This window comes from Nostoc sp. (genome assembly GCF_036917755.1).
GTDB lineage: Bacteria > Cyanobacteriota > Cyanobacteriia > Cyanobacteriales > Nostocaceae > Nostoc.
Genome location: NZ_JBALFC010000015.1, coordinates 15,651 through 37,416, shown reverse-complemented (window position 1 = coordinate 37,416; position 21,766 = coordinate 15,651). Strand labels below are relative to the sequence as shown.

At 42.6% G+C, this 21,766-nt stretch carries 19 protein-coding genes; 11 read left to right on the top strand and 8 right to left on the bottom strand.

Annotated elements, in window-relative coordinates:
* Positions 1 to 182: 182 nt before the first annotated feature.
* From V7L05_RS05175 to V7L05_RS05160, 4 genes are all read left to right on the top strand, one after another.
* Positions 183 to 353, top strand: coding sequence for a hypothetical protein (locus V7L05_RS05175; RefSeq protein ID WP_335162426.1), 171 nt, complete (start codon positions 183 to 185; stop codon positions 351 to 353).
* A complete protein-coding gene (locus V7L05_RS05170) occupies positions 350 to 517 on the top strand; it encodes a hypothetical protein (protein WP_335162424.1) in 168 nt (55 codons plus the stop codon). The genes V7L05_RS05175 and V7L05_RS05170 overlap by 4 nt, the downstream gene beginning before the upstream one ends.
* Positions 514 to 1,524 carry an aldo/keto reductase gene (locus tag V7L05_RS05165; RefSeq protein WP_335162422.1) on the top strand — a complete coding sequence of 337 codons (1,011 nt, stop codon included), beginning with the start codon at positions 514 to 516 and terminating at the stop codon, positions 1,522 to 1,524. The genes V7L05_RS05170 and V7L05_RS05165 overlap by 4 nt, the downstream gene beginning before the upstream one ends.
* A 119-nt stretch (positions 1,525 to 1,643) precedes the next feature.
* The gene (locus tag V7L05_RS05160) at positions 1,644 to 2,630 is read left to right on the top strand and encodes an aldo/keto reductase (protein WP_335162420.1); all 987 of its coding nucleotides are present in this window, start codon (positions 1,644 to 1,646) and stop codon (positions 2,628 to 2,630) included.
* A 290-nt stretch (positions 2,631 to 2,920) separates the two neighbouring features.
* Here the strand turns inward: V7L05_RS05160 and V7L05_RS05155 are convergent, their stop codons facing one another.
* The 3 genes from V7L05_RS05155 to V7L05_RS05145 all read right to left on the bottom strand — a co-directional run bounded on the left by V7L05_RS05155 (position 2,921) and on the right by V7L05_RS05145 (position 6,441).
* Positions 2,921 to 3,376: a GNAT family N-acetyltransferase gene (locus tag V7L05_RS05155; protein WP_335162418.1), complete on the bottom strand. Its 456-nt coding sequence runs from the start codon at positions 3,374 to 3,376 to the stop codon at positions 2,921 to 2,923.
* Between the two features lie 54 nt (positions 3,377 to 3,430).
* Complete coding sequence (locus tag V7L05_RS05150) at positions 3,431 to 4,879, bottom strand: PQQ-dependent sugar dehydrogenase (RefSeq protein ID WP_335162416.1); 1,449 nt, start codon at positions 4,877 to 4,879, stop codon at positions 3,431 to 3,433.
* Between the two features lie 218 nt (positions 4,880 to 5,097).
* Positions 5,098 to 6,441 (bottom strand): DVUA0089 family protein, encoded by a 1,344-nt coding sequence (locus V7L05_RS05145; protein ID WP_335162414.1) that lies wholly within the window; start codon positions 6,439 to 6,441, stop codon positions 5,098 to 5,100.
* Between the two features lie 1,023 nt (positions 6,442 to 7,464).
* Here V7L05_RS05145 and V7L05_RS05140 point away from each other — a divergent pair.
* The 3 genes from V7L05_RS05140 to V7L05_RS05130 all read left to right on the top strand — a co-directional run bounded on the left by V7L05_RS05140 (position 7,465) and on the right by V7L05_RS05130 (position 10,482).
* Entirely contained in the window at positions 7,465 to 7,950 is a 486-nt protein-coding gene (locus V7L05_RS05140) for a lasso peptide biosynthesis B2 protein (RefSeq protein WP_335162412.1), read from the top strand.
* A gap of 143 nt (positions 7,951 to 8,093) precedes the next feature.
* Positions 8,094 to 9,707 carry a nucleotidyltransferase family protein gene (locus tag V7L05_RS05135; protein WP_335162410.1) on the top strand — a complete coding sequence of 538 codons (1,614 nt, stop codon included), beginning with the start codon at positions 8,094 to 8,096 and terminating at the stop codon, positions 9,705 to 9,707.
* A gap of 22 nt (positions 9,708 to 9,729) precedes the next feature.
* Positions 9,730 to 10,482 carry a class I SAM-dependent methyltransferase gene (locus tag V7L05_RS05130; RefSeq protein ID WP_335162408.1) on the top strand — a complete coding sequence of 251 codons (753 nt, stop codon included), beginning with the start codon at positions 9,730 to 9,732 and terminating at the stop codon, positions 10,480 to 10,482.
* A gap of 216 nt (positions 10,483 to 10,698) precedes the next feature.
* On the opposite strand, the gene V7L05_RS05125 is transcribed toward V7L05_RS05130, so the two are convergent.
* Positions 10,699 to 10,926 carry a Nif11-like leader peptide family natural product precursor gene (locus V7L05_RS05125; protein WP_335162406.1) on the bottom strand — a complete coding sequence of 76 codons (228 nt, stop codon included), beginning with the start codon at positions 10,924 to 10,926 and terminating at the stop codon, positions 10,699 to 10,701.
* A gap of 45 nt (positions 10,927 to 10,971) precedes the next feature.
* Here V7L05_RS05125 and V7L05_RS05120 point away from each other — a divergent pair, with 45 nt between their 5' ends.
* Positions 10,972 to 12,798, top strand: a complete 1,827-nt coding sequence (locus V7L05_RS05120; protein WP_335162403.1) for an ABC transporter ATP-binding protein — start codon at positions 10,972 to 10,974, stop codon at positions 12,796 to 12,798.
* 154 nt (positions 12,799 to 12,952) lie between these two features.
* On the opposite strand, the gene V7L05_RS05115 is transcribed toward V7L05_RS05120, so the two are convergent.
* The 3 genes from V7L05_RS05115 to V7L05_RS05105 form a co-directional block, all read right to left on the bottom strand.
* Entirely contained in the window at positions 12,953 to 13,759 is an 807-nt protein-coding gene (locus tag V7L05_RS05115) for a pentapeptide repeat-containing protein (RefSeq protein ID WP_335162401.1), read from the bottom strand.
* A gap of 10 nt (positions 13,760 to 13,769) precedes the next feature.
* A complete protein-coding gene (locus tag V7L05_RS05110) occupies positions 13,770 to 14,411 on the bottom strand; it encodes a hypothetical protein (protein WP_334780948.1) in 642 nt (213 codons plus the stop codon).
* A 69-nt stretch (positions 14,412 to 14,480) separates the two neighbouring features.
* A complete protein-coding gene (locus tag V7L05_RS05105) occupies positions 14,481 to 14,744 on the bottom strand; it encodes a hypothetical protein (RefSeq protein WP_335162399.1) in 264 nt (87 codons plus the stop codon).
* 453 nt (positions 14,745 to 15,197) lie between these two features.
* Between V7L05_RS05105 and dnaK the strand changes: the two genes are divergently transcribed.
* On the top strand, positions 15,198 to 17,102 hold the full coding sequence (dnaK, locus tag V7L05_RS05100) for a molecular chaperone DnaK (RefSeq protein WP_335162397.1): 1,905 nt from the start codon (positions 15,198 to 15,200) through the stop codon (positions 17,100 to 17,102).
* Between the two features lie 280 nt (positions 17,103 to 17,382).
* Here the strand turns inward: dnaK and V7L05_RS05095 are convergent, their stop codons facing one another.
* The gene (locus V7L05_RS05095) at positions 17,383 to 19,263 is read right to left on the bottom strand and encodes an ABC transporter ATP-binding protein (RefSeq protein ID WP_335162395.1); all 1,881 of its coding nucleotides are present in this window, start codon (positions 19,261 to 19,263) and stop codon (positions 17,383 to 17,385) included.
* Positions 19,264 to 19,757: 494 nt separating this feature from the next.
* On the opposite strand from V7L05_RS05095, the gene V7L05_RS05090 reads away from it, so the two are divergent.
* Both V7L05_RS05090 and V7L05_RS05085 read left to right on the top strand, forming a co-directional pair.
* A complete protein-coding gene (locus V7L05_RS05090; RefSeq protein ID WP_335162393.1) occupies positions 19,758 to 20,291 on the top strand; it encodes a GNAT family N-acetyltransferase in 534 nt (177 codons plus the stop codon).
* A gap of 302 nt (positions 20,292 to 20,593) precedes the next feature.
* The gene (locus V7L05_RS05085; protein ID WP_335162391.1) at positions 20,594 to 21,616 is read left to right on the top strand and encodes a tetratricopeptide repeat protein; all 1,023 of its coding nucleotides are present in this window, start codon (positions 20,594 to 20,596) and stop codon (positions 21,614 to 21,616) included.
* The last annotated feature ends 150 nt before the right edge of the window (positions 21,617 to 21,766 follow it).

The window sequence follows — 21,766 nt, the reverse complement described above, 5'->3', positions numbered from 1 at the left end:
AGCCTCAAGTTATGGCATGCGATCGCCTATTTCCCACCGAAGGCGATCGCCATAACAGTATATTTTGTACGAAATTCTTAATGTAATCATTGTTAACTACGATAACACGATTGAGTTACAGTAGTTTATAGCCTAGCTTTTGCAAAGTAATGCTTGTCGCAGTGCAATGCTCTGGGAAACCAATGGTAAAAGATTTATCTGGACTGGAAATTACTAGTGATTCATCAGCAACGGTAGATGCCATTGATCGCTTTGTCGATGAGTTATTGGGCGTTGGTAACGATGCCCAAGTTATTCTCAAAGCAATTGAAGCTGATCCGGGTTGTGCGATCGGCAGTATCACAAAGCCTTGAATGTCTTAGAAAAGCACAATGCTGCCCGTGGTAATATTCCCGTGATTCACAGGGAATTAGCTAATACCTACAGCCAGCTAGGACACATTAATGAAGCACATCGAGCTTGTCAACTTGCATTAAAACTTTCACAACGTTATCAAAAAGTAGAGCAAACACTATGACGACATACGTAAATCTCGGAAAAAGTGGACTGAAAGTATCACGCCTGGCTCTGGGTACTATGACTTATGGTTCTCGTAAATTGCGAGAATGGGTGTTGGAAGAAGAAGAGAGTCGCCCGTTTATTCAACTAGCTTTGGAATTGGGGATAAACTTTTTTGACACCGCCGATGTTTACTCTTTAGGTGCAAGCGAAGAAATTTTGGGACGTGCGCTTAAGGATTTTGCAAAAAGAGATCAGGTCGTCATTGCTACCAAAGTCTTTAGTAAAATCGGTGATGGCCCCAATGACCGTGGACTATCTCGCAAACATATTTTTGACAGCATTGATGCCTCATTACGGCGGCTACAAACAGATTACGTCGATTTGTACCAAATTCACCGTTGGGACTACGAGACACCAATTGAGGAAACCCTAGAGGCGCTGCATGATGTAGTCAAATCAGGTAAAGTTCGTTACTTGGGAATCTCAAGTGTTTACGCATGGCAGTTCGCCAAAGCTCTTTACACCGCAGACAAACACGGCTGGACTCGCTTTGTATCTATTCAAAACCATTACAATTTGGTTTATCGAGAAGAAGAGAGAGAGGTGATACCCTTATCTCTAGATCAAGGAATTGGGATTATTCCTTGGAGTCCCTTAGCGCGGGGCTTTCTGGCAGGGAATCGCAGCAAGGAAAGCTATGGCGAGACACTACGGGCTAAAACCGATGAATTTGCTCACAATCTCTACTATCAAGATTCGGATTTCCAAATAGTCGATCGCGTCGTAGAATTAGCCCAAAAACGCGGTGTTAAACCAACACAAATCGCCCTAGCTTGGTTGTTGCATCAACCGGGTGTGACGGCTCCAATTGTTGGTGCTAGTAAGATAGAGCATCTCAAAGAAGCAGTGGAAGCTGTGGATTTGAAGCTTTCCGATGAAGAACGCAAATTCCTTGAAGAACCTTACACACCTCATCCCATCTTAGGACATCAGTACCCATCCGCCTCCACCAGTCGTTCATAGCAATATCTGGTTACTAGGGAAGAAGCAAGGGAACAGGGGAGCAGGGAGAGAAAAAACTAATGCCCCATGCATGCCCCATACCCAATGCTCAATGCCCCATGTCCAATCCCTAAAAACTTATGACATACGTAAATCTCGGCAAAAGTGGATTAAAAGTATCACGTATTGCCCTTGGTACTATGACCTTTGGCTCTCGTAAACTACGAGAATGGGCATTAGAAGAAGAAGAAAGCCGCCCCTTTATCAAACTGGCTTTAGAGTTGGGAATTAACTTCTTTGACACTGCTGATGTTTATTCACAAGGCATCAGTGAAGAAATTTTAGGACAAGCACTCAAAGACTTTGCTAAAAGAGATCAAGTAGTAATTGCTACTAAAGTTTTCAGTAAAGTTGGTGAAGGCCCTAATGACAGAGGACTATCTCGCAAACATATTTTTGATGGCATAGATGCTTCCTTGCGGCGGCTACAAACAGATTACGTCGATTTGTACCAGATTCACCGTTGGGATTACGAAACGCCAATTGAGGAAACCCTAGAAGCACTTCATGATGTAGTTAAATCAGGTAAAGTGCGTTATTTAGGAATCTCTAGTGTTTATGCTTGGCAGTTTGCTAAAGCTCTTTATACGGCTGACATACACGGTTGGACTCGCTTTGTGTCCATTCAAAACCACTACAACTTGCTTTACCGCGAAGAAGAACGTGAGATTATACCTCTATCTCTAGACCAAGGGATTGGGATTATTCCCTGGAGCCCCCTAGCACGAGGCTTCCTGGCGGGAAATCGCAGTAAAGAAGGTGGTCAAACAGTACGGTCAAAAGCCGAAGATTTAGAGGGGAACCGCCAGTATCAAGATTCAGATTTCCAAATAGTTGCTCGCGTCGCTGAGTTAGCCCAAAAACGCGGTGTGAAACCAGCACAAATTGCCCTAGCTTGGCTATTGCATCAACCAGGACTTACAGCCCCAATTGTTGGTGCAACCAAGATAGAGCATTTTAAAGAAGCAGTTGAGGCTGTGGATTTGAAACTTTCTGATGAAGAGCGCAAATTCCTAGAAGAGCCTTACCAACCTCATCCCATCATTGGACATCAGTACCCAACATAGCAGGTACTTAAGCAAGTTTGTAGTAGGAACTTCAGTCCTTATTTTTTAAGCACTAAAGTGCTTACTACAAACCCTTTATTACTAGCTTGACAAAGTACTATTAGTTTCTAGGTTGGGTAATAAAATTTAACTCAGATCACTTAACTGAGTTGCAAAAAATAACTCACAAAAGCACTCATCCTGTCGGTTACATTTCTCCCCTTGCTACGTTTCTACCAGGACAAAATCCTGCCTGTACGGATCGAGGTGCGTTCTATCGCCGACCAAAGTATCTGGATGAAATGACGCATTTAGTCAAAGCGATCGCACTCAGGTATCCAGTAATATTCCACATTCGGTTGACCGTTGATTTTGTTTGTTGACAGTTTGCCCACTTTGAAACCGTGTCGTTCGTAAAAAGCACAAGCTCGGATATTCGCTTGTAATGTGTGAAGCTCTAAACCTTGGGGACAAATTGCTTTAGATTTATCAAGTAATGCTGAACCAATACCCTGATTTTGGTAAGTCGCATCTACAAACAGCTGGCTTAACCATTGTTCCTGTTTGATGACTACAACAAAACCGACAATCTGATTTTCAACTTCAGCCAGCCAAACATCCCCGCGTGCAGCAAGGTCATCACGAAATCGAGCTTTCCATAAGGAATATGGCTGTGGATGTTTAATATGAGAAAATGTTTCATGCCAAGTTCGATACCACAGCTGAACGGTATCTTCTAAATCATCTAATTGATAGAGACGAATCATCACCACGATATGGCAAGTTAGTTTTAAAGTACTACTTTAAAGTTTGCAGATCGTTTACTTAGTGGGCATAGAGATTTCCCAAATTCCTTGATTTCCACCATATTCCAAAACATAAATCTTATTGCCGATAATCTCATCATCAATGGGATTACTAAAACCTTGGACAATGCGCGTGGCGTTAAGTTTATAGTTGGTAGTTCCTACTTTAGTTAACTTTAAATGCAGTAGGTCTTGACCGGCATCTTTAAAAGGGCCTGGTACTGTATCGCCAGTAGGGTCGCCTATCGTCCAACTCAACATGAATCCATCTCTCTTAAATTCTGGACTCATTACTCCTTGTATATCAAAAACTAAGCCCAAAGGAGAACGGTGTGATGTAAAACTGCTCAAACTTTGCCCCAGAACACTGGCGTCTTTTACTTTGCCATCTAGAGGATCACGGAAATTGTCTGCGTCCGGCCCAAAATTAGGAATTGGTTCAATTAAGTTTCCAGTAGGCCGAACAGGAAAGGTTGGATCGTTACGATAGTAGCCTTTTGTGACTGCGCCAAATATGGGGTTTAACAAACGGTCAGTAGCAGGATTATAATTGGGGAATTGTTGGGGATTATCTGTCCCACCAATACGCCAAGGAAAGCCGTAATTACCACCTAGACGTAGCCAATTTAATTCTTCTGACATGTCGCGATCGGGGCCATTTTCTGTGCCAAATAAATCCCCATTGGGTGCAAAAGCCATATCGAAAGTATTACGTGTTCCTTCTGCAAAAATATAGCCAGCTGTTTTTAAGGCGGCTCGATTATTTGCCAGAAAGAGATTTTTGCCATTAGTAGGAAGACGCAGTATACAGGCGGTTAATCCTACTTCGCGAGTATTGGGATATAGACCATCAGCAGACTGAACCTCACCATGATCAGTACGAGAACCGCTATTCACATAGATAAAGTTACCATCCGGGCTAACAACCACGCCGTTGAAGCGATGGTCATAGGCTGTTTTGCTTTTGGGATAGGCTGCACTCTTAGCTAAGATAGACCAGATACGTTGTCCTGTACTCGAATTAATTACACCTTTAACAATAATAGCTTTCGTCTGGCTATTCCCAACGTCTGCATTGCCAACCAAATAAATTGTACCGTTAGAACCAATGGCCATACCTTCAGTCTCAGCTAGACTATGATTACTAGAGTTGTAGACAAGTGTACTAGTAGAAGCCGCTAAATTGACTTGATAAATCTCACCATTTTGTTTGAGGTAATAGAGGGTATTATTTCGTGGATCTTTTGCAATCCGAACAGAAGGAGAAACCGATAACGTATTGATAATGTTGCGAATCTTAATATCAGGACGCAGGGCTTGAGGTGCAGCATTTACTTCAGTAGTGCCATGATTTAATAGAACTATTGTAAATAACAGTGTTTTGGCAGCGAAAAAGCAGCTTTTTAGAGCGAACCTACCGATAAGTCTGCATTGAACTTGGTTGGATGATTTAGTGTTATTCATTATTTCCTTCGTAAAATAGTCAGATGATTTTGTTGCTAAATCTTCTTGATTAGGGAAAAATTTTAGACATTAGGAGGTGAAATGAGCAATAGGTACTAGCTTATAAATAGTTTCTTGTTGGGTAAGGGGGAACACGTTGTTGTCTCCCTGTACCCAGCAGCAAAAGTATCCTTCAATCAACCTTCTAATGTCACTACTCCCTGAAGTTGATAACGTTCTTATGTCAAACTAACTTTTAGCGTATAAGGAACAGAGTTGCTGTCACTAGAGCCAGAGAAAGTTCCGCCATTTTGAGGGAAGAAAGCATATTTACTCACTGAAATGGAGTACGTTCCAGCACCTAGTGAAGCGGTGATTAATGACCCAAAATCGGGGCCACTATCGTCGTCACTTTGCAGTAAAGTCCCAGCATTGTTAAACAGTCCGATAACTGTATCATCGGTTGTCACCGTACTGATGGTGACAATTTTGGGATTTGCTAGAGAAAATGTAAAAAAGTCGAAATCGGGATTGTCCCTCGGTTGAACTGTTACTAACTCACCTGAGAGATTAACATCTGAGCCTGATGATAAAGAACCCAATCCTTCAGCGCTAGCTAGTGTATTATTTGTAGCTTGTCCAGCATTTTCCCGCTCATAGAAAAGGAAGTCGTTACTATCAAGTCTAAGGTTCACTCTCCCTTGGACAATGCCTATAATCTCATCTGGCTCTGTTCCAGGTTTGTCTAAGAATATTTGTGTGTTGGCTCCAACAGATTGCAGGCGGTAGTCTTTTTGAGAGCCTTTGAGTTCTATTTGATCTTCATTAGGGTTGAAGTCAGTAATAGTAGCCAAGTCCCCAAAACCAGCATTCGTAGTGTTTTTATCGTCGTAGTAGACATTTCTAGCGTCCCCAAGGACAAATCTATCTAGCCCAACCCCGCCAGTTAAGATATCAGTCTCCCCTAATCCAGGTGGGAGTGGACTACCAGGATAAACACCGATGAGGATATCGTTTCCAGACCCCCCATTCAGTATGTCATTGCCGGGCCCACCCTGTAGACTATCATTGCCGTCACCACCATTGAGGGTATCATTGCCGAAATTACCATCTAGGGTGTCATTGCCTCCTCCGCTATTCAGAGTGTTGTTAGCCCTATTACCAAAGACGAAGTTATTAAGATTGTTACCTATGCCGTTGATGCCGCTAGTTCCGGTCAACGTCAGGTTCTCTAGATTGATACCCAGTGTGTAGGTGACAGAAGACCGGACGGTATCTGTGCCTGAATTAGCAGCCTCTATAATGGTATCAGCAGCACTGTCAATGATGTAAGTGTCGTCGCCTACTCCCCCATTTAAGCTGTCGGTACCCAAGCCGCCATCAAGTGTGTCATTGCCAAGGCCACCGATTAAACTGTCGTTTCCCGTCCCGCCAAACAGATTATCATTACCAGCCGCACCATTCAGGGTGTCGTTACCAGACGAACTATTAGCATTACCACCATTAGCCCAACCATATATCGTGTCATCTCCCGAAGTCCCATTTCTGGTATCAGGAGCTGTACTACCGTAAATAACTGCCATATTATCTTTCCTGAATTTCTAGCTAATGCCTAAGTTCGGCCTCAGTCAAAGAACTGCTAGATAAGTTCAATTTGGATTACTTAAAACTCTAAGTTTAAATACAGATGCCTTTGTTAACCTCACTAATACAAATAGTACTTAGGAAATATTAATTATTGATTTGGCTAGTTGATTATGCAAATGCTAAGTAATTGAGTCATAATTCATTTATTTTAATTATTTTCCCCATATTGTTTCCTTTTAAACTCACCTGATAATTATTTAATTATCATGAAGCACAAGGTTACATCAACTTCTTTACCAAATCTTCAAAATATAAAATTTGTAATTTTTAATACTTAATTAAAATTTATAAACATTTCATTAAGTATTTTTTGAAACATACTGTTTTTTTGAGTAAAGGTTACAAGATTTTTCAGCTTAATACGGTATTCTCGTTAAGTTAGATTTCAATATTATTTTTTGTTGGCAAAAAAAATACTTTTCTATTAAAGAAATGTATTTTAAAATACATAAGTTAAATTGATAGATTATCCAGAGCGTTTTTGAGCTTAATAAGAGTTAAGCTTTACATAAATTTTATATGCTTCCTTTAAGTACTAAAGCTTATTCTGGCAAGGGATACTCCAAAAAGTATGGTGCTAAATTCAAATTAAACCCTGTTGTAGATGGCAAAAAATATATTTTCTTCCTGTCTCCTGCCCTCTGCCTTTCTTCGGTAAATGGGTAGGGCTGGCAAAGAACCCCTTTTAAAACGGTGAAAACCTCCCTATAAAAGCCACTCATCAATTTGCTCAGAACTTATTTCCACCCTTTCCTCGTTCTATACCCACACCAAAATTCAGCTTGCTTGCGATCGCTATTCTCTACAGTTCTCTACACTACGGGGAAATGATGTTAGTAATGGGATTAGGTTGAAAAATCGTCCTATTCCTTTCCCCTCAAGGTATTAATTCCTTTTCACATCTCAAAATCAGCGAACCTACAGTATAGTAGGCGACATAAGCGTAATTAAATAGAAAAATGGGTGGTTTAAAATCGCTAATTGAGAAAGGGCGAATTTGGATCAAGCTTTCAAATAAAGAACGCTCACTCTTCCTGCAAGCCCTAGTTCTACTGCCTTTGGTCGCTCTATTGTTGCGGCTGTGTGGACTCCAACGCACGCAAGCAGCTTTGATGCTGTGGACTGAATCTACGTCATCTGAACCGTCAAAAGTACAAGTTCCTCTAATTAGGGCTACAGCCCAGATGGTTCAGAGTGCTGCTCGATATAGTAAATTGTGGACGAATTGCCTGAAAAAATCCCTAGTGCTGTGGTATTTGCTACGCTGTCAGGGGATTGCGGCCCAATTACAGATTGGAGTGCGACTGGAGCAAGGACAGTTTCTTGCTCATGCTTGGGTAGAATATCAGGGATTTGTGGTGGGAGATTACCAAGATGTGAAGCAGCATTACACCCCACTTGACCGCCTCAATACCGAACTTAATAGCTACATTTCGTTGCTTTAAATTTCGGTCTGTGCTAAAACCTGACCAAAAAGAGGCCGCTAATTTAAAAAGGGTGCGTTAGAGCAAGTTCTACCGTAAGACGTGCAACACGACCCGACATTTAGATTGCTCAATTTTCAACTCAACCATCATGTCTTCTACCAATGACCTTACAATTACTCCCACAAGAGCGTATCAAATATAAAACTGTCAGCCCAATTGCAAATCTGCGCCCCGAAATCAATTTACTGCTGTGCTGTACCCGCATCGACATTGACACGTCCACAGCTTCCCAAATTCACAAGCTACTGCAAACAGACCTCGATTGGGATTATCTTCTGCAAAAAGCCTATCAACACGGAGTTCTCCTCCTCTTGTACGAAAGCCTTCAGAAAACTCACCCAGAACTAATACCTCAAAATATCTCCGATCAACTACATGCCTATTCTCAAATAAAAACGGCTCGTAACCTATTTCTTACCAAACAACTCTGCCAAATTCTCGACCTACTTGGCACTGATAATATCAGCGCCATTCCCTTTAAAGGCCCCACCCTGGCGACATTAGCCTACGGCAATCTGGTACTACGAGAATTCAGCGACTTAGATATCTTAGTTCGCAAAGATGACTATCTGAGAGCTAAAGAGTTATTGATTCGTCAAGGATATCGGCACAAATATTTTCCCGAACATGAAGTTGACTCCTATCAAGCTCAACTAATTCGGGATGATGGCAAAGTAGGAATTGATTTGCACTATGAGATGGTGACAAAAGATTCTTGTTTCCCACTGGATTCCACGCCTTTTTGGCAGCGTTTACAGCCCCTATGGATCGCAGGTCAAACAGTTGCTACCCTACAACCAGAGGATGCGCTGTTAGTTGCTTATATTCACGGAAGTAAGGAAGATTGGCGATCGCTCAAACGAGTCTGCGACCTTGCAGAACTAATTCGCGCTTATCCGCAGCTGAATTGGGAGCAAATCCTTGAGCCAGTTGAGCGTTTGGGCAATAAGCGAGGATTTTTGTTGGCTCTGCTTCTAGCTTGTAATCACTTAAGCCTACCACTACCAGAGGCAGTGTCCCAAAAATTCAAAGTTCCACCCCAGTTGCGATTTATAGCAGAACAACTTTACCAGGAGCTTGTTTGTGATGCTGACTTGGAAAACCAGCTAACTCCCTCTGATGGACTTAGCTTCTTTATTGGCGGACTCAGCTTAGTTCGGATAGCGAATACAGACAGCTTCCGGGTGAGAGTGCGAGTACAGAGGTACTGGCAACTACAGCGTTGTCTGCCATTAATTCGTTACCAGCGTCCAGAAGAGTATGTCGAGCATTTTTACCACCTGTTTGAGCAAGCAATAAGCGATCGCGTCAGGACTGACAAACTCTCGACTCATTTGAGTGGGGGGATGGACTCAACCAGCATTGCGACGGTAGCACAAAATATTCTGGCTGCTAGGGGGAAGCCGTTTGACTTTCAGGCGTTTACCCTAAGTTCTGAGCAAGAACAACAGGAAGATAGTTATGCGGGTTTAGTAGCAAGAGAAATCGGGATTCCACACAATTTTGTAGCCACTGATGCTTATGTGCGTGCGGTTCCGTCAATGCAACGACAAATGTGTTTACCCGAACCGTGTCTTAGTATTCCTGAACGAGAATTTAGTATTTTTGAACGCAAAGTTAGCCATATTAAAATTGTAAATAAACCATCTTACCAACTAGAAGCTAAAGCTTACCTCTGGTTCCAACATAAATGGTTACCAGTCGCAGAAAATTAAATCTAGTAAAATCAAAAGCAATATGAAGTGCAATATTGATAAATTATATTCAGATGAATCTGTTGAACAGTGGAAACAAATTATTGGTGAAGAATTACACTATCATAATGGTTACTTTATAGGTCAAGAAGATTTGTCAACAGGTTTACGCCAAACAGTAAGAAATTTTTATCCCTATATTTCTCCTGGTTCTAAAGTTCTAGATGCAGGATGTGGCTGGGGAGGGCCAGCTAGAATGCTAATCGAGGAACATAATTGCTTAGTCCAAGGAATTACAATTAGTAAACTACAGGCAGAATATTGTCAAAGTATTGGTTTAAATGTGTGGCAACAAGACTTAGAAAAAGATGAAATTCCAGGCGAATATGATGTAATTCTATCGTTAGAAGTTTTATCTCATATCTATGACAAAGCTATGCTTTTACATCGCTTCCGACAAAATGCTCCAAGGTTGATCCTCTCTGTAAATTGTGTGTCGGATAATTTCCTTGGAGAAAGAACAACTTTTAATGATTCAATGATATTGTGCTCAACTTCGGAACTGGTAAGATATTTAACAAATGAAGGTTGGCGCATTCAGTCATTAAAAAATCGTCGATTTTATTCAATTCCCACTATTAAGTATTGGAGAGAAAATCTGGAACGTGTGTATGGAAATCATACACCACCAGGTCAGTTTAATTTACTTCGTAATTTAACAGATGCAGCTTTTAAATCAATTGGTGCGTGGTGTCAGGCGTTTCCTTTGATTGATATTATAGCAGATAGGGTTTAACTCATAAGTGGAGTAAGCAATGTTAGCCTACAAGAGATCAGTATTCAAGGTTTCAGTTTTTATCTGGCGACAGTGCGATCGCATGAGAATTACCGATTAGCGATCGCACTCATGCCATTGTTCCTCTATCATTTAACAAATGGCTTCATCCATAACTCTTGTAGTTTCCATGCAGTGACAAAATTAAAATTATTATTTATTTATACACTGCTATTATTATAACTTTACCTCTGTTTCCATCAATCCGTAACGGAGCGATCGCATTATCCAATCGTGTTTAAAAGCTGTTTGCAACTCCGCTTCAGTATAATCAAATCCTGCATCTCTACCAATTTGCACCAATTCTTCTCCACTCACCGGATATCCTAATATCTGAATTTGATTTTTCAGATTCTCATTTTGTCTCACCGCTTGAATAAATTGTGATGCTGCTTGTATAGACATACTCTATATAATTCTTCTAATTTACTCTACTCAATGAATGTAATCTTGATTAAATTCGCTTCTAAACTCCGCAAACTCTTACCGCAACTTGTTTACATACCACAAACCCTAAAACTGGTATGGACAGCCGCCGGATACTGGACACTTACCTGGGCAGTTCTGATCGTACTACTGGGAATCTTACCCGTAGCACAAGTATATCTTTTCAAAACAGCGATCGATAGCTTTGTTGCCGTCTTGGGCACAGGTATCCACTCAACGCACTTTTGGGCTTCTTTAACTATAATTGCCCTACTTGTCGCACTGCTGCTATTAATGGGCATATTGGGCAACCTCAACAACTGGGTACGTACCATCCAAGGCGAATTGACTGAAGATTATATCAGTTCCCTGATCCATGAAAAAGCCATTTCTCTAGACTTAGGTTTTTTCGATAGTTCCAATTATTATGATCGCCTACATCGCGCTCATTTAGAAGCTAGAAATCGCCCCATTTCTTTACTAGAAAATCTGGGAGAATTCATCAGAAGTATTCTTACACTCCTTTCAATGGGAATTGTTCTATTTTCCTTTGGAATTTGGCTGCCTCTAGGACTCCTTCTGAGTACCCTTCCCCCTTTCTATCTCGTCCTTAAATTCAATAAAATAGAAAATCAGTGGCGACTGCAAAATACTTCTGCCCAACGATACGCCGATTACTACAGTACCCTGCTAACGTCCCGCGATTCCGCCGCCGAATTACGCTTATTTGAATTAGGAATGCATTTTAAAACATCTTACGAAGCTATCCGTGAACGCCTACGTCAGGAACGAATGCAATTAATGCGTCAGCGTACTTTCGCTCAATTGATTGCCAGTTTCATTTCTTTATTCATGGTTGGCATAGCTTTAAGCTGGATGGTTTGGCAAATGGCTAAAGGAAAGCTCACTTTAGGCGATTTAGCTCTATTATTTCAAGCCCTCTGGATTAGCCAAGGTCTGTTGCAAACTCTTTTAACAAATATCAATAATACTTATCAAAATCTGCTATTTCTCAAAGACTTATTTGAATTTCTATCACTGCAACCGCAAGTTACTAATCCCGCCGTTTCCATTACTCCTCCCTCAGTCCTGCAAAAAGGAATAAGTTTTGAACAAGTTACCTTTCGCTATCCTGATAGTCAGCAACTCGCTTTAAATCAATTTACCCTTTTTATACCGGCTGGACAAATAGTAGCGATCGTCGGTGAAAATGGAGGTGGAAAAAGCACCCTTGTCAAGCTGTTGTGTCGTTTTTATGATCCTGAATTCGGTCGAATTACCTTGGATGGAATCGATTTGCGTGACTTCTCATTACCAGAACTGCATCGTTTAATAACCGTTCTATTTCAATTCCCTATTCACTATCACGATACTGCTGCTAACAATATTGCTTTAAGTGCTTTGGCCTTTCAACCTACTAGTATAGAGATTGAAACCGCAGCACAGGGTGCAGGTGCAGATATTCCCATTCAACGATTACCATTCGGCTACGATACCTTACTCGGCAAATGGTTTGGGGGAGCAGAACTCAGTGGGGGAGAATGGCAGCGTGTAGCACTTGCACGGGCATTTTTACGCCAAGCTCCGATTATTATTCTAGATGAACCCACCAGCGCGATGGACTCTTGGGCTGAAGCTGACTGGTTAGCCCGATTTCGCAAGCTAGCAGAGGGACGAACAGCAATTATAATTACCCATCGCTTTACCACTGCTATGCAGGCTGATATTATTCACGTCGTTACAAATGGTCGGGTAATTGAATCGGGGACTCATACGGAATTGTTAGCTCAAGGCAGTTTTTATGCACAATCATGGCAAGCGCAGATGAGAAATTGCATGATATTGGGGTAGATTAAATAACCAGGGCGGGCAAGAAAGATGCCATTGGTGTCAAGTTAAGGAACTTCCAAATAAAAAAATATCCCAAAAATAACGCAAAAATCCTCTCTATTTCTCCTCTCTGTGTTCTCTGCGTCTCTGAGGTTCGTTTACTTTTTCTTGTAAACTAATTGTGCCTTGAAGCGTCAGGCATAATTGCCTCCTGAAGATTTACGCCGCTGAGGTTAGCTAACCTAATGTCAGCTCCTCTAAGGTTAGCTCCTCTGAGATTCGCTCCTGCCAAATTCGCGCTTCTAAGATTAGTCCAACTCAAATCAGCTTGACTCAAATCAGCTTCACTTAGGTTAGCCCGCAGCAGATAAGCACCAGTGAGATGAGCCTTGTTCAGATTAGCTTTGTATAAATCAGTTTTATAAAGATAAGCCCCCAACATTTCCGCCTCGTATAAATTTGCCTCGCTGAGGTCAGCCGCAATCAAGTTAGCTTCGGTGAGGTTGGCAAAAGAGAGATTAGTCCGTATTAGCTTCGCTGCACCTAAATCGACATCTCTCAAATTAGCGCCTCTTAAGTCAGTTCCAATTAGATTAGCATGAGCGATCGCAGCACCTCTAAGATTCGCCTCACTCAAGTCAGCTCCAATCAAATTGGCATGACTCAAATCTGCCTGCGTAAGTATAGCACCACTCAAGTTAGCAACACTCAAGTTAGCATCACTCAGGTTAGCTTCAACGAGGAAGGCTTTGTGGAGGTTGGCACTACTGAGGTCAGCACCACTAAGGTTTGCTCGCACAAGTAAAGCATTACCCAAATCCACCTTGCTCAAGTTTACCCCCTGGAGGTTTGCGCCTCTGAGGTTATACCCTTGCAGGTTTGCGGCGCTGAGGTCTGGTTCAATCTGGGGATTTTTCTTTCTCCACTCAATCCATGTAACTGCACCTGCTTTCAGTAAAGCTAGATGCTCTCGATTTGCCATTTTCTCTCCTTTACTCCTGACGCCCACCCAGAGGATTTACCCGACCAGCTACATTTTCAATCGCCGTTAACGCTCCCGCCGCACCTGCGAGAATATCTTGTTCTTTTCCACCTAAGTAAAGCCGTCCAAAGCTACCTACAGCTTGAACTTCAAGAATATTAATCGCCGCCGCTTTCTCAGCTTCATTCGCGGCGAGTGCGGCGTAAGCAGCAGGTTCCACTTCTAATACATACAGCGTTTGCCCTGCTAGTAGTAGCTGTCCCCGGCGGGTGCGATTAATAAGTTGTGTTTGGTAAGCATCGATGTTGCGGATAATCTGGCTAGAAACAACACGCGGTTTCAGACATTCCTCTCTTCGGACTCCCAGTAACTCCAAAATTGCTTGGCCAGCAGCTCGCGTTTCGCCTTGGGAGCTAGAATGAACTTCTAATAGTCCGTACAGTCGTTCAACTACCTGTACTCCGGGACGGACAGAGGCAGCTTTCAGGGCTACATCCGTAATCTTATTAATTTCGATACCAGGAGAGATTTCAATCCACAGTGATGTATCCCCTGGTAATGGTAAGAAGCCTTGAGCTACTGTTCCCATATATGCTGCATGTTGAGGTTGCAGGCTGTCGAGAAATACGAAACTGCGTAGCTCTATTCCCAAGATTTTGCTCTCCAGTCATAAGGGTAAAAGTTATCTATTGCAAGATATGAGCGCCTAACTTGAGGCATTTTAGCCACAAGTGAAGGATGGAAAAACATAAAGTAGAAAAATTTTGCTGTCGATAAATTTTACACCTGAGAAGTACTCTAGCAGTAAAAACCGCCTTGACAATTGTACAAGTTTTATTAGGCACAAATCGAGCCAAGCACTGCTGGATTTACTGATAAAGTTGATGTTACACTTAGTCTTCTGGCGTGATATTGAGTTAAGTGCGATCGCTCCACCATGTTTTTTTACCACAATTTGACGAGCGATGTCTGATGAGTCTTTCAAAATACAGTGTCTTTAAAGAATTACGGGGGCGATGTCTGGGTTTGGCTACACCTACGCGCCTGTTGAACTAGTCGCATTCTCAGTGTTTCTGTAGTTTGTTGCCTCTAAAGACGGCAAACACCACTCTAACGTTACGGTTCACCCTAATTACTGAAAGTATTAATTCTCATACATTAGACAAAGTGAAGGCAAATTAATCCATGAACCAACTAAAAACACAATTTAGTTAATTTAACCGTCCCAAGCAAGGTTCGGGAAACCACCCTTCATGGACTGGCTACCACTAAGCTTCAGTATATATATCAGCATAATCTGGAGTTTTAACCCCAGGAAAGCCAAACCAAAGGTATTCATGCTGAACTGGCTGATTTATTGACCCTGAAAGTTGGTTCAAAATTTAGTCCTTTATATTCTCATTCATTCATTTGTAGTTATACGGAGCCAGCACCTAAAATGGCAAAAGTAGTTGGAATTGACTTAGGAACAACAAACTCCTGCGTGGCAGTGATGGAAGGTGGTAAACCCACAGTAATTGCTAATGCTGAAGGTTTTCGGACAACGCCCTCAGTAGTAGCATTTGCCAAAAATGGCGATACCTTGGTTGGGCAAATCGCCAAACGCCAAGCGGTGATGAACCCCGAAAATACGTTTTACTCAGTGAAACGCTTTATCGGACGCCGCTACGACGAAGTGAGTAATGAAGCTACGGAAGTTTCTTACAAAGTCCTCAGCAGCAACGGCAATGTCAAATTAGATTGTCCGATAGCTGGTAAACCGTTTGCTCCTGAAGAAATTTCGGCAAAAGTTCTTCGCAAACTAGTTGAAGATGCCAGCAAATACCTGGGCGAAACCATAACCCAAGCTGTAATCACCGTTCCGGCATATTTCAACGACTCCCAACGGCAAGCGACAAAAGACGCTGGTAAAATTGCCGGGATTGAAGTTCTACGGATTATCAACGAGCCGACTGCTGCTTCTTTGGCTTATGGGTTTGACAAGAAGAGTAACGAAACCATTCTCGTCTTTGACCTTGGTGGTGGTACCTTCGACGTATCCGTGCTGGAAGTAGGAGATGGAGTTTTTGAAGTACTAGCCACATCTGGTGATACTCACCTCGGCGGTGACGACTTCGACAAAAAAATAGTTGACTTCTTAGCTGAGAAGTTCAAGAAAGCCGAAGGTATTGACCTGCGGAAAGACAAACAAGCCTTACAACGTCTGACTGAAGCCGCAGAAAAAGCCAAAATTGAGCTTTCTAGCGTCACCCAAGCAGAAATCAACCTACCATTTATCACCGCTACCCAGGATGGGCCTAAGCACCTGGATACAACCCTGACTCGCGCCCAGTTTGAAGAACTTTGCTCTGACTTAATCGACCGTTGTCGTGTTCCTGTGGAAAACGCTCTCCGGGATGCCAAGTTAAGCAAAGGTGATATTGATGAAGTGGTGTTAGTTGGTGGTTCTACCCGGATTCCTGCAGTCCACCAGATTGTGAAGCAGGTATTGGGTAAAGACCCTAACCAAAGCGTCAACCCTGATGAAGTTGTAGCAGTTGGTGCAGCCATTCAAGCTGGGGTACTGGCTGGTGATGTAACTGGCATCTTGCTGTTAGATGTAACACCGCTATCTTTAGGTGTAGAAACATTGGGCGGCGTAATGACCAAAATTATCCCCCGCAACACCACAATTCCCACCAAAAAATCCGAAGTTTTCTCCACGGCTGTGGATGGTCAAACCAACGTAGAAATTCACGTCCTCCAAGGTGAACGCGAATTCTCTAACGATAATAAGAGCTTGGGAACCTTCCGTCTCGATGGTATTCCTCCTGCACCACGCGGCGTCCCTCAAATTGAAGTCGTGTTCGACATTGATGCCAATGGTATCCTTAACGTCACTGCTAAGGACAAAGGCACTGCTAAAGAACAGTCTATCAGCATAACTGGCGCTTCCACTCTGGATAAATCTGACGTTGACCGGATGGTAAGAGAAGCTGAACAAAACGCTTCATCTGACAAAGAACGGCGTGAGAAGATTGAACGCAAGAACCAAGCCGATTCTTTGGCATACCAAGCTGAAAAGCAGTTACAAGAATTGGGCGATAAAGTTCCGGCTGCTGACAAGACCAAAGTCGAAGGTTTGGTAAAAGAAGTGCGGGAAGCAGTTGCTAAAGAAGACGATGAGCAAATCAAGAAGCTCACCCCAGAATTGCAACAAGCGCTATTCGCCGTTGGTAGTAACATCTATCAACAAGCTGGTGGCGGTGCTGCACCAGATGCTGAACCTCAAAATGGTGGTTCGACATCTAGTTCTAGTAGCGGCGACGATGTGATTGACGCTGATTTTACAGAGAGCAAATAATTCCTTTACATCTTTTGGGAAGATTGTTTTGTCCCACCTCATATTACCCATCCAAGCTTTTGCCTGGGTGGGATTTTTTTTAGGAGTTATATCATGTCCGGGTAATTAGTTACGATATAAAATTTCCAGAGTCGTTATATTTGAACATCTCAGCGTCATTTTTATCATTTTCCCTTCATACTTAAGCCAATCCTATTTTAGCAAAACTCAAAAGTGATAGCGATGTCTACGACAGGCTGCGCCTACGCTCTTTTCCACCTGGGATTATTCGGAAAATATCCTAACTTCCTAACATCTGCAAGTTATGTAAAGTAGCGTAAAGCCCTCCTTCTCGCAATAGTTGATCGTGACTTCCCTGTTCGATTAATTCGCCACGCTTCAGCACAAAAATCCGGTCTACATTGCGAATCGTAGACAGGCGGTGAGCGATAATAATCGCGGTACGTCTGAGCAAAAGCTGGTTTAATGCCTCTTGAACTAAAGCTTCTGTCCCAACATCCAAACTAGCAGTAGCTTCATCTAGTACCAAAATTTGGGGATTGCGAATGGCAGCCCGCGCAAAAGCTAAAAGTTGCTTTTGACCACTAGAAATATTTGTACCCCGTTCTCGAAGTTGAGTATTATAACCTTGCGGTAGTTCTTCGATAAACTGGGCAATGTTGGTTTGCTCTGCTGCTTGTTGAATCTGTTCAATGGTATAGCCATCTCCTAATGAAATGTTGCTTTTAACATCGCCAGCAAACAAAAAGCCTTCTTGGAGAATTACTGCCATGTAGCGCCGCAGTTCTGCCTGTGGTACCTCCCGAATATCGACACCATCGATGAGAATGCGTCCTTGGGTGGGTTCGTAGAGGCGGCACAAAAGACGGATAATTGAAGTTTTACCCGCACCTGTGGGGCCGACTAATGCCACTTTTTCACCAGGATGAATGGTGAAATCTAAATCTTTAATTACGTAATCATCGTTTTTGTAAGCAAACCAGACGTGATCAAAGCGAATTTCTCCCAGTTCTGGCGGGGAAGTCACGTCTGGGGATTCTAGATTTGCAACTATCTCGTCTATATAGCCGAATTTAGCATCAAATATTGAGAAGCGGACATTGGCGCGATCGCGGATTTCTATCGGTTCATCTAATATATCGCCGACGCGTTCAATGGCAGTGAAACCAGCTTGAATTACTGTAAATTTTTCGGCAAAATCCCGTAAAGGGTCAAATAATCGCTGGGCATACAAGATAAATGCAGATAAAGTCCCAAAAGTCAATCTTTTTTCTAACAGTAACCAACCACCCATACACAAAACAGCTGCGATCGCAATCAAACCAATCCATTCCAAGGTTGCTGAAATAAATGAATCATAAAAGATGGTTTGATCCATTTGCTGAGTGTAGCGGTTGTTCGTGGCGCGAAACAATTCGGCATTAAATTTTTCCCTGCGGAACAACTGCACTACGTTAATGCCAACCACATTTTCTTGTAGCTGTGAGTTGAGAATAGAGAGTTCTTCCCGGCCTTTGTAATTGGCCTTGCGGTACTGTTGCTGAATGTAAACAGTTAACCAGGTAATTGGTAACAACATCAATAGCAGCAAGCAAGTGAGTTGCCATTGGATGGAAAACATTAAACCCAAAATCACCAGCATGGTAAACAAATTGGACACGATGCCAATTGCTCCAGTAGAAAAGACATCGCCTAACACTTCCACATCGCTGGTGATTCTGGTAATTAACTTACCTACGGGCGTGCGGTCAAAAAACCGTACTGCTAGAGATGTCACATGCTCGAATAAGTCTTGGCGAATTGCGGCGGTGATTTGTTGCCCTAGCTTCTGTACTACATAACCCTGGTAGCCTGTCAAAATCAATCGGATAGCGATCGCAATTACCAATAATCCCTCTAGGATATTTAGCCCTTGCGACAAGGGGCGATTCCTGAGAAATTCGTAAGCGCTTGGTTCATTGCGAATCAGGGAGATCAGTTGGCCAATCAACAACGGTTGTACGGCATTAGCTAGCGCGATCGGTACGAGTAGGCACATCGAGAGCGTTAACAGTCGTCGGCTACGACGGGCATAAGGCACTAAACGCAAAAACAACCGCCAGTCATTTTCAGGGCGACGGTCTTGCGTATAAGATTTTTTGAGAAATTGGTAGATGCTCATAGTAAGAGCATTATAGTGAACTACTCCGCCGTAAGACGGACGGAGCTTCCCAATTCATCGGGAATAGCTTCCAGAACTCCATAGTACTAGAAAGTCTGACATTCCCTCCTCTTGTCAGGAGTCCTGGTTCCCAAGACCCAAATCTTTCTCTTGCGACATATACCTGAAAGCTAATGGTTTTCGCTTATGGCATTGATGGTGAAAAACGCGGTCTTGGGGTCTCCCCAAGTAGAGCGATTTTGAACCCGGAGGGTCAAGAGCAAATAATTCTATCAGAAAATTCTGGGGATTCGTCATACATCTCATATTTGTTAATGCTTGGCAATAAATCAATATCAGATGCAATCCTCATCCCCCGTGATCACTGAGCGCGGTCGTTGTGCTCCCTATCCCCACCTTATGAGTACATTGAAGGTGGGGACTTGGGCGACACGTTAATGTTTGTAAAAAAATACGCTTGTTTAAAGTAGCATTTGGACTCCTACTCTGATACCATGCCTAAGATAGAAACTGCTCGGCTGCAACTAAGGCACTTTTCTCTAAACGACTTTGATTACCTATTTCGTCTCTACAGTGATGCCGAAATCATGAGGTATCTGTCGCCAAGAACAAGGGAACAAACCCAGGCAATTTTAAGCAAACATATCCAACAGTGGCAACAACACAACTTTGGAATGTGGGCAGTAATATATAAAGAAACTGGTACAATGATTGGCCGTTGTGGACTTGGTTTTCTGGAAAATACACCGGAAGTTGAGCTTGGCTATGTGTTTGACAAGTCCTATTGGAACATGGGACTGGCAACTGAAGCCTCTGTTGCAACTTTAAAGTTTGGATTTGGCGAAGTGAAGCTAGATCGGATAGTGGCGGTCGCTCATCCAGAAAACATCGCTTCAGTGCGTGTGATTCAAAAGGTAGGGATGAAGTACCAAAAGAATGCTAGCTATTACGGCCATGATGTCGTGTATTACGCTATCTCACACACAGAATGGCAGCCGGATGATTCCCTTTACATTTTGCAATCTTAAAACTATCAGTCCTCTATCCAGAAACCTCTACCCAGAAATGTTGCTGCTATTGCGATCTGTAGAGATTAAATGGTTTAGCTCTTTGGTAGGGGCGTATAACTGTGCGCTCCGACTAAAAAATCTGTATTAATCGCTTCATAAGATGTCCCTATAAGTATGAGACAATACCATACTTCTCTCTTTACGTCTTATATCTAAAGGTAGAAGATAAAAGTTAACTCAATTTTGGGAAACCTAACCTAAGAAGGGTTCATTTCCAAAAAATGTCCTGCCCATTTATTGCAGAATGTAACTGAGGTCAGATGACGCAACCTTTAAATCAACTCAAAGAGTGGGAACAACGTCGTGATGAAGCAAACCGCTACTACCGGAAGGGGAAATTTCAAGAATCTCTCGATCTGGCAACCAAGAATTTAGACTTGGCTAGAGCAATTCCAGACCGAGCCAGGGAAGGTTATACATTAAACGACCTCGGTTTAGCTCACCTCAGTTGCTGGCAAACTCAAAGAGCATTAGAGCGCTTTCATCAGGCGCTTTCGGTTGCTGTTGAAATTGCCAACGTGCCAGCACAAGCAACTGCACTTAGCAATCTGGGTTCTACCTACAGCCGTCTTGGACGCTTTTCGCAAGCCTTGGAATATTTTGACAAAGCACTGCCAATCTTTAGGCGATCGCAAGATACTGAAAGTGAAGTTTCTACTCTTAATGATGTAGCGCTAACTTATACCCGCTTAGGAGAACCGAAACGCGCACTGTTGCTACAACACCAAATTTTGAGGATGCGGCGATTGTTAGGTGACTTTTCTGGTGAGGCAACAACCCTAAATGGCATTGGGTTTGCTTATAATGTCTTAGGCAAGTTTGAGCAAGCTCTAGAATTTTTTCAAGCAGCACTTCCAATTCAACGAGCTGTCAAGAATTTGGTTGGTGAAGCAACCACTTTGAATAATATTGCCTCAATCTATAGTGATTTAGGAAAACCGAAACAAGCGCTATTGCTCTACTCTCAAGTTCTTTTGACACGTCGAGCAATCAGCGATCGCTCTGGCGAGGCAACAACCCTTCACAACATTGGTTTTACCTACAGCACCCTGGCAGAGAATCGGCAGGCAATGAAGTTCTACAAACAAGCCATTGCGATTTATCAACAACTAGACGATGGTCTCGGAGAAATTTCAACTTTGCTGAACATGGGAAACCTTTACGCCACAACAAAACGCAAAAAATTGGCGCGATCGTGCTATCAAAATGCCCAAGAGTTAGCAGAACAAATCGAACATCAGCCACTTCTGGAAAAAGTACAGCAGTTTAGAGATTCTCTGTAGTTAGATGCAGTAGGGGCAGAGTATTGCTCATTGGTGTCAACTTAGAACCAGGGCGAATAAAATTCGCCCTTTTAATTGTATTTTCTGTTACCATCAGCCAGATATTGCTCAACAGGTTACGATCAATTAAGAAGTAATAATTTTTTATGG

Bases quoted from the DNA above. Each gene is read 5' to 3' on its own strand.
- V7L05_RS05175 (WP_335162426.1), top strand. From the start codon at position 183: ATGGTAAAAGATTTATCTGGACTGGAAATTACTAGTGATTCATCAGCA.
- V7L05_RS05165 (WP_335162422.1), top strand. From the start codon at position 514: ATGACGACATACGTAAATCTCGGAAAAAGTGGACTGAAAGTATCACGC.
- V7L05_RS05160 (WP_335162420.1), top strand. From the start codon at position 1,644: ATGACATACGTAAATCTCGGCAAAAGTGGATTAAAAGTATCACGTATT.
- V7L05_RS05155 (WP_335162418.1), bottom strand. From the start codon at position 3,376: ATGATTCGTCTCTATCAATTAGATGATTTAGAAGATACCGTTCAGCTG.
- V7L05_RS05150 (WP_335162416.1), bottom strand. From the start codon at position 4,879: ATGAATAACACTAAATCATCCAACCAAGTTCAATGCAGACTTATCGGT.
- V7L05_RS05145 (WP_335162414.1), bottom strand. From the start codon at position 6,441: ATGGCAGTTATTTACGGTAGTACAGCTCCTGATACCAGAAATGGGACT.
- V7L05_RS05140 (WP_335162412.1), top strand. From the start codon at position 7,465: ATGGGTGGTTTAAAATCGCTAATTGAGAAAGGGCGAATTTGGATCAAG.
- V7L05_RS05135 (WP_335162410.1), top strand. From the start codon at position 8,094: ATGACCTTACAATTACTCCCACAAGAGCGTATCAAATATAAAACTGTC.
- V7L05_RS05130 (WP_335162408.1), top strand. From the start codon at position 9,730: ATGAAGTGCAATATTGATAAATTATATTCAGATGAATCTGTTGAACAG.
- V7L05_RS05125 (WP_335162406.1), bottom strand. From the start codon at position 10,926: ATGTCTATACAAGCAGCATCACAATTTATTCAAGCGGTGAGACAAAAT.
- V7L05_RS05115 (WP_335162401.1), bottom strand. From the start codon at position 13,759: ATGGCAAATCGAGAGCATCTAGCTTTACTGAAAGCAGGTGCAGTTACA.
- dnaK (WP_335162397.1), top strand. From the start codon at position 15,198: ATGGCAAAAGTAGTTGGAATTGACTTAGGAACAACAAACTCCTGCGTG.
- V7L05_RS05095 (WP_335162395.1), bottom strand. From the start codon at position 19,263: ATGAGCATCTACCAATTTCTCAAAAAATCTTATACGCAAGACCGTCGC.
- V7L05_RS05090 (WP_335162393.1), top strand. From the start codon at position 19,758: ATGCCTAAGATAGAAACTGCTCGGCTGCAACTAAGGCACTTTTCTCTA.
- V7L05_RS05085 (WP_335162391.1), top strand. From the start codon at position 20,594: ATGACGCAACCTTTAAATCAACTCAAAGAGTGGGAACAACGTCGTGAT.